Source organism: Paenibacillus sp. RU5M, from assembly GCF_900221055.1.
Classification (GTDB): Bacteria; Bacillota; Bacilli; order Paenibacillales; family Paenibacillaceae; genus Paenibacillus; species Paenibacillus marchantiae.
The window spans coordinates 330,931-344,870 of the sequence record NZ_OBQM01000001.1 but is presented as its reverse complement, the minus strand read 5'-3'; the positions used below and the strand labels follow the sequence as shown (position 1 = coordinate 344,870).

Below are 13,940 nucleotides of genomic sequence, written 5' to 3'. Positions count from 1 at the left end.
TCCTCCTTATTTTATCTCTTTCAAAAATGCAATGGTGATGACATCTGGTGATGGTGAATGCTTGAACAGGTTCAACGGGCTCTTGATACTGAAAAATTTATAAACTTCTGTCCATGTACCCAGAGAAGGGTTAGACTTATCTTTCATAATCTCTGTATCTACGATTAATTCATCACGATTGACCAGGTTATGATCGTAAATCGCGACCACACCATCCATATATCCCCGATACCCCTCAGCCTGATGAACAAGGTAGATTGGACTGGCGTGATACTTTCCTGTCCAGAGGGACTTTTGGAAACCGTCCGTATCGACAACAAGTTTGGAAAGCCCCGGAGGAAGCGTACCAACAGAAGGATAATTCGGAAGATGCGAAATAAAGGCCGGGTAATAACGTTGGAACAGAACATTACTGCGTGTCTTCAACATGGACATGGAATCCATGCCATTTGAAGTGTACTCACCATACTTGGCGTACAGATCCGGATTAAGGTCGGTTAGAATATCTTTTTTCGTATAACCTGTCATATCCGTCCGCAAATCACCCATACCTACCGTAACCCCGAAGTTTCCTCCATGGTCAAAGTCATTGAACGGAACAATTTTGCCTATGTATCCAAAACTTCGATAATAGCTATGGATATTTGGTGAAGGATCACCTTCAAGAACAACGATAACCCGATCATTGTTTACCGATAGCGTATAGGCTACCAGGTAGTCTGGTCTGCGTTTTTTGTTAGGCAGCCAAGACGTTGTAGAATCTCGCCCATGGAAAAAGCGAGCTGCCGGGCTGACAATTTCTGTTTTCCCGTCGTAGTCCAACTTCCACTTCGTGGACGGTGGGATGAAAGTTTTGATAGCAGTTGGATCATTCCATGTTAAATACATATAATGAGCCTTCAACTGGTCGATGACTGTAGGAGACTTTCCAATCGCTAAGGTTGCAGGATCACAGATCCCATCATATGTTGCGCTCTGGCTGCCTTGAGCGAGTCTCCCTTCAAAACCTTCACCATAGTAGACATTGATATAATTCCAGTCATGAGCAGGCTGCTCAAACATGACGTAATAATCTCGAACCTGAATTCCAGCGGGTACAGTAGGGGTCCCTTTAATAACTACCTTCGCAGGTACATAGTTCAGTACATCTGCCACATAGAATAGTTCATCAAACTTGTAAAGTTGCTTCACAGGTTCATAGAAACTGTCAACAATGCTTGCCCAGTTCCAGTAGGGGGACGAAGACTGTGAATTTACTTTTCTAGAAAAGTTATACTGAAACTTCCCTTTTGGTGATAATTTGATTGCGTATGCCCAATCCGTAGGCATCTCGGTAACAATCTCAAACTGATTCCATTCTTTCGATGGTTTTGTTGTTCCATCAAGGTTTCCAATCACCTGTCGTACCAAATATGCTCTGTACCCATCTGGAACTGAATTATCAACAACTACGGTAACCAAACATCCAGGAACATCAACATATTTTGTTTCATTGGTTTGAGCATCCTGATAACTGAACTGCACGACCTGAATTTTACGCTCTGTCTTGTAGTTACCGTAAGTGGTCCCAATATTAGATGAATTTGGTCCTGTCTTTCCTTCCACGACTTCATCAAAGTAAGTTTGCCTTACTTCCCAAAGGCAGCCATTAGCATCCAAGGCAGAATCACCCGAATGGCTTTTCGCTTCGGTCCAATCCGGAATTTTGTAAACTTCGTACTGATTCCCGTCAGAATGCGCGTACATTCCGATAATGCTCTTGTTATAACTTTTGCTGTAGGTTACCCATTCAGCTCCATCAGATTCATAGACTTTTTCCCAACGATTTGCATCAATTCCGCCTTCTACTCTGGGAATGTCAGCACTCACAATCTCATCGGCCAACGTGTTGATCAGATTTTGTGCTTCCGACTCTCCGTCAATAAAGGCGGCAAAGTTCGTCTGCGGTTTTTGCAGTGCCATCGTCACCCTCCTTATCTCAAAAATTTGATGTTGTACCAGACCGACTTGGCTTCAGCCACCGCGTTGAAGAAGTCAAACTTAATGGTCGTTCCCGCCGGAATCGGGTAGACAATTCCGAAACTATTACCCATGGATACCGACTCGGGAAGCTCCTTCGCATAAATGGTGCGGCACACCTTTTCAGTCCCGATCGTCAGTTCCCAGTAATCGCCGACACAGTAGTGACTCGCAGCAAACGCAATGCTCAGGAACTCCGTGTCATACGCCAGGGTGAACGTATCGGACTTGATGGTCTTGGCCGCCGGAATGTCCAACATCTGTCCCCGTATGAATGGGATCGTCTTTTTACTGAAGTGTGGGTACGGCAGCTCGCGCACTTTGTCGATGACGCCACCCGCGATGTAAGAAACATTAAATGCCATGGAACCACCTCCTAAATGCTATATACGATTTACGCTCGTTCCAGTTAAGCGTCCTTCGTCATCATAATTTAGACCAATATTGTAGGTGAACATCGACTCTCCACTTGGATCAAATGTGCGGGCGGTCACCTGTGTTAACCTGAAATACTTGTAGTATTCATAATCCGGGTGGGAATAGCCCACCCCGGAAGGAAAGTCTTCTTCTTCCTCTGTGCCGAACTTCATCCAGATCGAAACCTTCCATTCGGATTCATAGAAGAGGTCTGCTCCCGTCACTCTATCCGGGTCCTGCATATGTTCCCGATATAATGTTACGGAAGGTTCACCCTCAAGAGGAGAACTGTTCGAATTTGAAGTACTGCTATACTTGCGTAATTCCCGGTGGATCAAATCCAGCACAGGAAAAACAATATTTTCATTCACAATACCGGCCATTACACCATCACTCCCTTTCTTGCCCACATCATATCAATGACCTGAAGCATACCCCGATCCACAGAATAGCTTGTTTTGATACTTTTAATCGTGTATACGGCGCGGGTGGTAGTCGTTTTATCCGTCACGATAACGTTGTCAAGCAGATCAAGAGCAGGATTCGCAGGAATGGATACCTGCAGCGTACGGCACATACGTTTCATATCAAAAAAAGCTCGCTCTGCAACCTGTCTCTTGGCTTCAACCGTCTTGGCCCAAGGAACCGCAAGCACCATGGTTCGGATCTCTCCTTTGAGTTCCAGCAAGATCTCCTTGTCCACAAAACTGCTTTGTTTTTGATTCGAGTCTATAACAACGATGTGACTTCTTCCTCTGGACCAATCCGTGGATTTGGTAATGGAGATCAGATTGTCGTTCTCGGAAAACTCCGCAACGACCGATTTGTCATAATTCAAGCGCTCCAATCGGTATGTACCATAACGGTCACAGTAGCTTCGATACGGAATCTCCGAGATAATTTCCTGAACGGCTTCTGTAACTTTGGCGGACCATTGCTCAAACGTTTTTCCATACTCCTCGATGAATGGATTAAGCCATCCATTGGGCGTAAGCACCGTACTTGCATCCTTGACTTCAAACTCACCCTCCTGCCCCGGTACCGGAACAATGACTCTGCCCGTCTTCTGATTCACCTCAATCAGATAGGTCTCGTCGATCACATAGTCAGGATAAGAGCGATCCTCACTGGTTGCCCTCCAACCCACCATACCTGCATGTTTAACCAGATCTAGGACAACCGTGGATTTGACCCAGGCCGGCTTTTCAAGTTCCACTGGCTGAGCTGGTGTAGGTGTAACTGCCGGAGTGGAGGTTGCTGTAATGGTCCAGCTTGCCGGGTCTGCGAGCATCTCCTGATAAAAGGTCCATACCTTGTTCACCCAATTATCCCGATCTTCACTCCAGGTCATTGGAGCAATGTCTCCTCCATTATGAAAATAAAGTACATCGGCCTTTGAAGTCACTTTCTTTCCCCTGGAAGCCAGTGCTTTGGACATCCGTTCCGCTCCGCGCTTCATCTGCTCCTGAATGCCTTCGTATTCCTTTTTAGGGATTCCGTATCCAAGAATAAAGCTGCCGTTCTCCTCCCTGCCCATACCTTGTGTGCCAAGTACGGTCTCATGCTTGCATATCGCAAGCAAAAATTTGTGATCCGGTACGCCATAGGCTGCAGCTTGAGCTTGGGCAGCCTGAATAATGGATGATGTCCGGTCCGTCCCTACTGCTGCAGGGGGCACCGGATCTGGCACATTATCAATCTCATCTACCTCCGGATAAGCTTTTTTCTCCGAAATGACTTTCTCGATAATGCGCTTATACATATCTCGAGCTGTGATCTCCAGCGTGGAACCCTCACCATTGATGTCCACCTTGTCAATCAGTCCTGTAAATACCCGCATCATATGCTGACCATAGCCCATGTAGATACGTATCGGTGTGTTTTCACTCAGAACCCCAACATGGAATCCGTTGGCAAAATAAGACCATGGAGATGGCACGCCCCCAAGCTCGGGAAAATGGGCAGGATTATAATCCGGGGAGAAGAATCCTCTGGGATTAGAGATGGTCAGCCGTGCTTCCCTGGCTTCAGAGTCAAACTGATCATCGATTTCGGCACTAATGATATTGGGAAGAACCTGCGTATCCATATAGACAAAAGATCCAACCTGAATAACATCCGACTCTGGCCTATTGTTCATGACAAAACCTTCATAGCTGTTCGTTTGATAATAGCCTTTGGACGGATCAAGTCCTTCTTCACTCTTTTGATTCTTCAATGGAGCAGGCAACAACTCTTGTATACGAATATAATCAATGGCGAATTTTTTATATTTCACCTTCGAAGCAGGAACCGATCCGGGTGGAACAGTGGTATTTTGTTTACCCCCATAAGTCACCTTAATTTTGATGCTTTTGGCTTTTGCGGGGATTACAATATTGTTCAATTCCGTTAGTTTGGTCAGGTCATATGCCCCGTTGAACTTATTGACATAGGCATACGTTTTACCATCAATCACCACAGCGAAAGAATCCCCTTCCGCTTCACTAAAATTAGTTCCCATTCCAATACTAAGAAGTCCTTGAGTAGGCATGCTCAGTTTAGTCACGTTAATCTCAAATTCGACTACGGCGGCTTTGCCATCAAACGTATACAGCAACTTGCCTCCCGAATCAAACAAAGTCCAACCCGATTCAATCTTGGCATACTCCGAAAACTTCAAACCGGTTGTATAAACGCTTTTTTCATGCCAGTTGCGTTTGTCGAACTTCTCATTCAGTTTAATTTCTCCTGGATATCCTTCGACCTGAACCGGCTCTACATCAGTAAACTTTGTTTTCGCATTTCCGTGCAGTTTGCGCTGCCCACTCAGATATAATCTGGGATTAACTGCCTCACCACCTTCTCCAGTTTTCGATGTCGGATTAACCCCTTCCCAAATTTCAAAGTGTAGATGTCGCCCTTTACCCACTGCACGTTCAGCAGCAGAAACCTTATGGCCATTGGTATATACGCCACCCGTATTGCCTAGTGTTCCAATGACAGCTCCTTGAGCTACTTCATCATCCACCGAACAGAGAATTTCTTTCAGATGAAAATATTTGGTAATCACACCATTATCATGTCTTATATTTACGGCATTACCGGCACCTTCTGTTTTATTCTGGGATATGCGGACTACTTTACCCGCCCATGCAGCCAGAATTGGCGTTCCGATCTGCTCCCATAAATCGATGCCTCGGTGAATTTTTGACGCGCTTTTACGAGGAGCACCAAATTCATCTGTAACCTCAGTGGTAATCAACGTTTTACCCTTGATCGGAAAACAAATGTCTTGGGCGGTAGCTTCGGTCGAACCATTATATATTCCGTTACTCGACTCATCCACCCAAACGGATTGTGTACTGATGATGGGTACTTGCTCGGAAACCATATGCCTGAACTCTTCTGTCCGTCCCGGGATAAATGCCAGCCTGTCAACTTCGACCCGAATATTGGGAAGTGCTCCTTCCCCCAGCTTCAGACGCTGAGAGAGCACATTCATAACCTCATCCGAAATTGGAATCATATTGTATCTCCCCCTACTTAAATCGCTCGATGGTCCACTTCATGAATCGGTCCAAGAAAGCTACGGCTTCAGCCCGTGTCATAGCAGAGTTACCCAAAAACCATGTCTCATCCGGTTCTGTACCCCCTACAGGTCTGCCCATATTAGTTACCACAGCTGCACCATCCAGCTTTTTCTTGATATTGATGCCTGCAATCAGCGGGTCATTATTGGCAAATGTTTCATCTTCCATCTCCGAAACAGCTATTTTCCAGAAAGCATCCTTGGACTGTTCTACCCGCTCACCCTTGGTTTGATAATAAATGGCCGAATCTTTTCCGACGTCTGCGAACCTCTCGCTCACATCTTTGAGATAATAGAAAGTCACTTCGTCGCCTTCTGAGAAAGGTTGATTGAAGACAACCGTATGGTTGTCAATTTCTGAATAAGGCGGAGTTTCTTGGACTTTATCTTTTTTCTCTTCTTTGAATTTCACTGTAACTTTAAGTTTATTTTTACCTGCTGGATAATTGCCGTTAAGTCTAAACACCCGTTGTCCCTGAAATGCCTTAATAGGCTCATTAATCCCCGTCGTTGGCGCTTCCTTGTCCGTAAATCTGGCATAGAACACCTTGCGTAGCTTGTTAATCAGATGAAAGGCTTCTCCCCGCTGTATAATCGCATTAGGAAAAAAACAGTTGTTGTATGCCGGTTTGAGTGTTGTTGCTTTGATGTCTTCACTCTTGAATTTGAATGCTCCACCGTTATTCTTCGTCCAATAGTTGAACTTGCAAGTGACACCGTTCAGATTAAAGGGAAGAAACACTGATCCCCCAGGACTGACACAATATACATCTGTCCGGTAACCAATTGCCTTTGTTGCAATTTTGGTTACCGCTGCCGCATCTCCCATGGTGTCTGCCCATACCTCGGAAGGAATACTGAGTCTGCGAAGCGGTTGGCCTGCTGCATACAAATATTCTTGATGATTACGACTGAATGGATCGTAGAAATAGGTCGTCGCTGCACTAAGTGCAGCTCTGGGCAGATCTCCAGTCCAGGACACGGGTGGCCTTTTCCAATCACTATCCAGCAACGGTTCTCCATAACTACAGAAGGACACCACCTGACCTGCTTTCACACCGGTATACAACTCTACATCGGTTAACCCCTTGCTATTGGTTTCAGCCGTTTCGTAGATCGTTTGAACCCCATCAATAAACACATACAGTGGATTGTTATCTGTCGGCTTAATCAGAAGAGGCAGACTAAATGAGGTTTGCCCCGCTTGCCCCTTGATTTCCTCATATACAAAAGGCTTGCCTTCCTCAAACTTGTTATAGTTGATCCCGGCAACAAAGACTTCACCATCTTCCAGAACCATATTTGTGGCTTCCATAACATCGTTATAGAACCAGTCCCCTTCGTTTACATCAACCCATTTTCGTATGATAAACACCCCCTATATTTAGAATAGACAGAAAAGAGAGTAGGTCACCCTACTCTCGAATTGTTCGTTCCAGCAGACGTTTGGTGCGCATCAGGAAAGTAACAAACTCTGCTCTAGTTATAAAATCTTCCGGCCTGAAGTATAGAATTGGTGTACCATCCAATTCTGTTACAACAGTAAGTCCCAAATCAGCCATGCGTTCAATGGAATCTCTTGCCCAGTGATTCTTACCTTCCGTCGTCTGTAAATCCTGGAACTGTACTGCACTCTTGCGGTCATATCCATCTTTCTTGATTAGGGTCATAGTCAATTCGACCTTGTAGCCCTTCTGATCTTTATCCATAGTATCCTGATGATAGAAAATAGGGTCTACTTTGATGGACTCTACAACACCAACATAAATATTGCCCTTCTCATCATAAAATTTGTGCGTCCAGCCTACGTACATGGCGTAGTCATGATAGGATTGCTTGTCTTTAAACAGGATGTTAATGATGGACTTGTACGAAGACACGCCCATCTGATGAAAATGCGAGGGAGCATTAATCATTTTGATCTCCCTCACTTGCGGATTGGGGGAAGGTGAAGAGTAGGGATCAATAATCCGACCCATCACAGGCTCAAACTTCATGCCTGTATCCACATACAACTTTCTTTTATACCGGTCATTAACTGAGCCAAACGGGTCTTGCTGAGACATATCAGAAGCCCTCCTTACCTAATAAAAGATACGGGGTAATTACTCCCCATTCTTGCACCGACATTGCTCGCCATCCTGTTTACAAGACCCGGATTGTTCTGCCGTAGTGTCTTATCCAGTGACGACGTCAGTTTCTCCACATCTTTTGTGCTGCCTGTCATATTGTCGATATTCACATGCACCGTGACATCGCCCGCCCCAACCATCACACTTTTATGTGTATTGTTTGTCGTCATATAATCAAAGTAATCCATGACTTTAAGTCCTGCTGGAATGTTGAATGTAGATATGGGTTTATCCATTTTTTTGCTGATTTCGGCCAAATTTTTGGACTGTTCCACACCCAATGATTGGATTTGTTTAAAAATATCCATATATTCATCCGAGCCCGGTTTAAATAATCCACTATTCAGCAAATTCTTCCAATCTTGCTTGATCGAACTCATTTTTGAGTTCAGCTCAGATGCACGGGATTTGTTCAATGCAATCAATTCTGGTGCATCTTCCTTACCCCCATTGGCCGCCAAGAGATCGTACATTCGTTTGTCATAGTCCAACTGTGTCAGCTCAAGTTGATCGTTCATCTTGCGTCTGAGTTCGTCAATTTTACTGTTTTTAACACCGTTCAGTTCAAGCTCTGATTGTGCCTTTTGCTGCTTCTTCTCGTTAATCTCCAGACCGAGTTCATCTTTTTCCTTGCCCTCAGCCATCTTGTCGTACGTTTTCTGCAAACTAGCAATCGCCTTATCAAAGAACTTGATATTTTCTTGCAAATATTTCTCCATCAAAGCGCGCATCTGGCCAGAATCCTCGCGGACACCGCTAATCAACAGACGGGATCGAGCGACTTGGTAATTCGTTTCGTTGTCACTTGTCGATTTGTTAAGCTGCCGATTAATCTTGGCGATCATTTCATCAATACCATTGCTTTGTGGCTGAGGTGTATATCCGTTTGCAACGGTACCCATTCCGGCAGCACCAGGGACGTACTGAATCTGAGGCTGCACATATTGTACTTGTGGCTGAGTGTTCTCCTCGGGCGTCTTGCCGGACTCCTTGTCCATTCGAAGCTGGGACTCTTTTTTCTCTTGCTCATAGTTATACTCTTTGGCCAGCTTTTTCTCGACCGCATCTCCGCCATCTTCGGACCACACCGCTTTAAAACCCTTCCAATAATCGCCAAACTTATTATTGGTGGCATTGTTACCGAACAGGGAACTTATACCACCTTTTACCACAGCATCCATTCCCAGATTGACGCCTTTCCAAACTTTACCCACAAATGAGGATTGCTCCATATCTTTGAAATCCTTAGCCAGCTCCTCTTTGTTTGCAGCACGAATACTCTGTTTTTCTGCTTCCGACTTGCCCATGTTGCTCAGTGGATCAACTACACCGGATACTATATCCATAGCAGTCATAGCCATGCCCAGATAAGGGACGGCTTTTAGCGGTTTCAGTATCGACTTACCGAATTTGCCGAGCTTTGCTAGCTTGCCTGGAATATCTCCTTTTTTCTTACGCTCGCTAGTAACATCTCGCTGGGTAATGATATCTCCAAGGGTACCATCAGGTTTATCCGGAGCTCTGAGTACCTTGCCGTCCTTGTCACGAATAGGCGCATGACCATTAAAAAATGCTTTTTTATTACCAGTTTCTTTTATATCTTCGAATCTCTGTTTTATCCCTCGTCGCTTGGGTTTATCCTTTTTCTTACCTGAACCAAAATCCATAACTTCTTCAATCTTTGATTGCGCCATATCCTTGATTGCGTCATTGATAAACTCTTGATGTCTCTCGAGAAACGGCTTGTTTGCCGAGTCATCCTTTTCTTTATCATCTTTTGCAGCTGATCCGGCACCGGCACTACCTGTCCCTGGAACCACCAAGAATCCTCCAGAAGAGTTCATCATTGTAGCCAATTGTGCCTGTTCAAGCTCCTTCAATTTGGAGATGTATGCTGCGGCATCGATTGAACCCTGTCTGAATGAGGAATTCAGAGCATTCACTTCACTCCTTAATTTGGCTAGCACATCATTTAACAGAATCGATTGTTTGCGCAATTTCTGAATCTCGGATTCGTAACGCTGAACATCGGTTGAGCCATAAAGGAACTCGGCATTCAGAAAATACAACTTATTTCGAAGCTCCACTGCATCCAGATCCATATCATCCATCGCCAACATCAATATTCTCGCTTGATGCTCAAGCTGCATGATCGCTTTTCCGTTCTCATCCAACTCACGGTTTAGAAATTCAAGACTCCGTTTAGTCTTCGCCATCTGTTCATCGAGTGAATCCAATTCCTCACGCAACAGACGAAGTTCCCTGCTTTTGGCCTTGGCTTCCTTCTCCGCTTGGTCACGTTCTCCTGCGTGAAAGGAGGAAGCTGCTGAATTACCATCCTGGATTGCCTGCTCATAGAGTGATTGTTGTTCACCTCGTCTAGTATGTAGCTTGAGCACTTCTTCTTGCTTGGCAGTTGCCCTTGTCTGTGTCTCTGCTTTACGGGTACCTTGAGCACGAAGACGGTTTTGCTGTCTTGCCCTTTCCTGGGTTACACCTGCACGGTGCACATCAGCAAATCCGATTGAGTTAGAAGTGTTTCCACCTGAGCTTTCGCCCTTGCCTGTACCTGTATCACCCTTACCATAACGTGTCTGTTCTCCGTCGTTCATCACATCGGCGAACTTGTCCCAGGCTACTTGAACTCCTGCTTCTTCCATAATCCGATTAATCAGTTCCATATGATCTGCAATTCCGCTGGATTGGTCTCCAATTAATCGCAAGAATGAAATAAGATAGGTCTGGAGTCCAGAAAACTCCTCTTTTAACCCTTTCATGGCTTCATATGTAGAGATTTGGAACGCAGTACGGAACTGGCTTTGACGAAATTGCAAGTTGTCTCTTGAGTCTGTCCGCGGAACCACGGAAGCTGTATTCTCGCCAACTGTCTTAAGTTGATCCACAAGAGTGCCAACTGACGCCTGATCCTGGGTTAAACCACCACTCAGGCCTGAATGTCCTTTCTCCTGAAGAAACAATGAAGACGTAGCCATGAGACGGGCAAGTGCATCTTCTTTTGTTGCTTCATCCTCACGCTCAGTCGATGCAGGCACGGTTCGTTGCATGGACTTGATCAGATCGTGAATGCTTACCTGTGAGATAGTTGCAGCCTTAAGCATCATGTCCGTCACTTTGGATAGATCATAACCACTCACTCCCCAAGCAGAAGAAACACCTTCCAAGCCCGTAGCAGTCTGCTCTACATCCACATTGTCAAACGAACGCAACTTGGCGACTTCTTTAGCAAAAGCTGTGGCTTCCTGAGGATTATCATAGGAGCGGGAACCAATGCGATATGCGAGACCCACATCCTCCTGGTCCATACCATGTTGCAATGCAATCCGTTGTAGTTCCTTGACGTTCCCGTCTGTTTGACCTGTTTGACCTGATGATCTGATCTCGAAATTGTGATTTGCCCTGGTCATCTGGTCATCCATTTGACGTGACGACTCAAGTGATTCCTTCAGCATAGTAGGTGAGTACCCTCTGGCTTCGCCTGAGGAGATATATTTCATCATGTTGCTCATAGAGTCCACTAACTCCTGTGAACCGGCTTCCGGCAGATCTTGCATTGCGTTGAAGGCCCCACGATAAAATGTCTCCAAATCCTTGGTTAACGTTGCAATCATTTGGGACTGCATTTCGTCCCTCATCTCTTCAAGACGGTTAACGAGCGATTGAAAGCCTGATTGGTTCCCCCCTTTCAAGTCGGGGGTTGGGATACCAGACTGCTCTACCTCCGTTAATATCTCTTTCGTTAAAGAGTGTTTTTGTTCTTCTGTGTCAGCCAAATTCATCACCACCTTTATACATAAATCCCGTTCTACCTTAGTGTAGGCAAAACGGGACGTCTCTCACTTATCCTCCAAGCGCTTGTGCAAGCAAACCGATGTCTTCCTCGGATATTTCTGTATAGTCCGCGTCATCAAAAGTCCGTTTACGTCTAATACTTCCATCTTCCCCGACTTCTTCTTCCCCTCTGCCGCCACCGAACATGCGAAGAGGTGCTGTCATTAATTCAACCTCAAACTGAATATATTTCTCGGCTGACTTGCACAGCTCCGCGACCTGAGGGAGCGTGTACTCCCAGATCTCCCACTTGTTCAGCCCACAGTGCTTGTGAAGGGTAAAGAAGATTTCTCCCCAGTGAATTGGCTCTTGCGTTTCCTCATCACGGATTTCGGTTCCCTCCAGAGGCTCACCCTCGGCGCGTTCTACTTTTTTAGACCATTTAGACCAATGAGCATATCAATGACTTTACGAGCTGTATTTAAATCAAGGTACTCATCCAGATATTCTCGATTGATGATATACTCACCCTGTTCATCTTTGGTCACAATGTGCGGATAGTTTTTAAACGCCATAGCCAACACATCAAATAAATCCTGTTGTCGTTTTGCATCCAGTTCATCATTCTCTGTTGGAATAAAGTTAAGAATAATGGCGTCGATATTCACCGTTTTTAGCAGTTTCATTAATCGACGTGCATCCTTCAGGTTACATGGTGGGATGCGGTATTTCCGCCGATCACGAAGTGTTATAATCTCATCATCTTCGAAGAATGCCCGTTCAGCAGCTTCGGCTTCCTCCGGGGTTACCCGTTTATTAGCCGGATCATTTTTGATTCGTTCGGCAGCTTCCTCGTTCAATTTTTCCGCCAGCTCACGCTCAGCCTTTTCCTGTTCTGTTTCCACCATCAGTAGAGCCTCCCCTGAACATTCTCTCCCCTGTAAAATAAAGAACCTGGCAAGGCAAGGGTCTGTGCAGGGGAGGACACAGACGCCGTAAAATACCTTGCCAGGAGCAATGGAACATCGTATGAGATCTTAGATTTTGCTTGGTGCACTAAAGCGTTTGATGCTTCCCAATTTGCCGTCTGCACGTTCAGGATCAAGAATCTGCAAGGAAATCGCAGATGCCGATGCTGCAGCACGCTGAGCATTGATACTGAAAGTGCCTTTGGCACGGCACATGTACAGTTCGGTTTCAACTCCTGCGAAAGAGCCATCTTTTTGCTGGAATGTACCATGATGAATTACAGAGATTGGGAAAGGCACTTCGTCAACTAGCAAATCAACCATATCTACCAATTCTTCGCGTTTGTAGTTGAGCACAATTTCCTTGCTGATATGTGCAGCGTTCAGTACAACAACATCATTGGCTTCATCATAGAAGAATTCATCTGGTGCCACAGCTGCAGCCTTCGAACTGAGTTGTTTCAGCAACTTGTTGGAATCTTTGAGACGAACCGTAATATCTCCGTTATTTCCATAGATCTTACTTGCGAATTTTGGTTTCACTTCAGCAAATCCGGAATTAGCTGCACCAGTAGCGGCAGTATCCTGCTCATTCAAAACCCATACGTAGGACTTCACTTGTTCCTGTACGGTTGAACCCATCATCAGCTGAATCGCATCCAGATCGAATTTGGCATCTGTAGCAGATACCTCAATGGACTTCGACTTCACCAGTACATCGATGGCAAACAGGCCATCACCACCAAAGATGTCCTCCAGCTCTACATTGAGGTCAATTTTCAGATCTTGCAGGGTACCCAGTGTAATTACTTCAATTGCACCCAGCGGGTCTGTAGGATAACGCTTCGCCATGAATGTACCTACACCTTTGATAATCATTTTTTTAGCCATTGAACAGTCCACTCCTTAGATTTGTAATATCATTATTTAGCTACCGAGACTTACATGAGCCTGCTGCAGGTCGAAGGATTGAAAAGATCAGAATTTCATTCCTCCAAGCTGCTTGGCTGGTGGCTGTCTCTGCTTTTCATAGTGTAGAACGCT

General features: G+C 45.3%; 10 protein-coding genes. All 10 read right to left on the bottom strand.

All coding sequences use genetic code 11. The features are described 5' to 3' along the window. Window positions 1-6: 6 nt before the first annotated feature. Window positions 7-1,962, bottom strand: a complete 1,956-nt coding sequence (locus CRO25_RS01720) for a hypothetical protein (protein ID WP_079694072.1) — start codon at window positions 1,960-1,962, stop codon at window positions 7-9. Between the two features lie 11 nt (window positions 1,963-1,973). Continuing rightward, the gene (locus tag CRO25_RS01715; RefSeq protein ID WP_079694073.1) at window positions 1,974-2,384 is read right to left on the bottom strand and encodes a hypothetical protein; all 411 of its coding nucleotides are present in this window, start codon (window positions 2,382-2,384) and stop codon (window positions 1,974-1,976) included. An 18-nt stretch (window positions 2,385-2,402) separates the two neighbouring features. Beyond that, the gene (locus CRO25_RS01710; RefSeq protein ID WP_079694074.1) at window positions 2,403-2,819 is read right to left on the bottom strand and encodes a hypothetical protein; all 417 of its coding nucleotides are present in this window, start codon (window positions 2,817-2,819) and stop codon (window positions 2,403-2,405) included. After that, the gene (locus CRO25_RS01705; RefSeq protein WP_079694075.1) at window positions 2,819-5,944 is read right to left on the bottom strand and encodes a M23 family metallopeptidase; all 3,126 of its coding nucleotides are present in this window, start codon (window positions 5,942-5,944) and stop codon (window positions 2,819-2,821) included. The genes CRO25_RS01710 and CRO25_RS01705 overlap by 1 nt, the downstream gene beginning before the upstream one ends. 13 nt (window positions 5,945-5,957) lie before the next feature. Next, window positions 5,958-7,322 carry a hypothetical protein gene (locus tag CRO25_RS01700; protein WP_072735267.1) on the bottom strand — a complete coding sequence of 455 codons (1,365 nt, stop codon included), beginning with the start codon at window positions 7,320-7,322 and terminating at the stop codon, window positions 5,958-5,960. A 100-nt stretch (window positions 7,323-7,422) separates the two neighbouring features. Continuing rightward, window positions 7,423-8,073: an S-layer homology domain-containing protein gene (locus CRO25_RS01695; RefSeq protein WP_072735268.1), complete on the bottom strand. Its 651-nt coding sequence runs from the start codon at window positions 8,071-8,073 to the stop codon at window positions 7,423-7,425. Window positions 8,074-8,087: 14 nt separating this feature from the next. Further along, window positions 8,088-11,930, bottom strand: coding sequence for a hypothetical protein (locus CRO25_RS01690; RefSeq protein ID WP_079694077.1), 3,843 nt, complete (start codon window positions 11,928-11,930; stop codon window positions 8,088-8,090). Between the two features lie 67 nt (window positions 11,931-11,997). Further along, window positions 11,998-12,153, bottom strand: coding sequence for a hypothetical protein (locus CRO25_RS33750; RefSeq protein WP_256863568.1), 156 nt, complete (start codon window positions 12,151-12,153; stop codon window positions 11,998-12,000). Window positions 12,154-12,353: 200 nt separating this feature from the next. Continuing rightward, window positions 12,354-12,836, bottom strand: a complete 483-nt coding sequence (locus CRO25_RS01680; protein WP_072735271.1) for a hypothetical protein — start codon at window positions 12,834-12,836, stop codon at window positions 12,354-12,356. Window positions 12,837-12,965: 129 nt separating this feature from the next. After that, the gene (locus tag CRO25_RS01675) at window positions 12,966-13,787 is read right to left on the bottom strand and encodes a hypothetical protein (protein ID WP_079694079.1); all 822 of its coding nucleotides are present in this window, start codon (window positions 13,785-13,787) and stop codon (window positions 12,966-12,968) included. Window positions 13,788-13,940: the final 153 nt, after the last annotated feature.

Bases quoted from the DNA above. Each gene is read 5' to 3' on its own strand.
- CRO25_RS01675 (WP_079694079.1), bottom strand. From the start codon at position 13,787: ATGGCTAAAAAAATGATTATCAAAGGTGTAGGTACATTCATGGCGAAG.
- CRO25_RS01695 (WP_072735268.1), bottom strand. From the start codon at position 8,073: ATGTCTCAGCAAGACCCGTTTGGCTCAGTTAATGACCGGTATAAAAGA.
- CRO25_RS33750 (WP_256863568.1), bottom strand. From the start codon at position 12,153: ATGACAGCACCTCTTCGCATGTTCGGTGGCGGCAGAGGGGAAGAAGAA.
- CRO25_RS01710 (WP_079694074.1), bottom strand. From the start codon at position 2,819: ATGGCCGGTATTGTGAATGAAAATATTGTTTTTCCTGTGCTGGATTTG.
- CRO25_RS01700 (WP_072735267.1), bottom strand. From the start codon at position 7,322: ATGGAAGCCACAAATATGGTTCTGGAAGATGGTGAAGTCTTTGTTGCC.
- CRO25_RS01720 (WP_079694072.1), bottom strand. From the start codon at position 1,962: ATGGCACTGCAAAAACCGCAGACGAACTTTGCCGCCTTTATTGACGGA.
- CRO25_RS01680 (WP_072735271.1), bottom strand. From the start codon at position 12,836: ATGGTGGAAACAGAACAGGAAAAGGCTGAGCGTGAGCTGGCGGAAAAA.
- CRO25_RS01715 (WP_079694073.1), bottom strand. From the start codon at position 2,384: ATGGCATTTAATGTTTCTTACATCGCGGGTGGCGTCATCGACAAAGTG.
- CRO25_RS01705 (WP_079694075.1), bottom strand. From the start codon at position 5,944: ATGATTCCAATTTCGGATGAGGTTATGAATGTGCTCTCTCAGCGTCTG.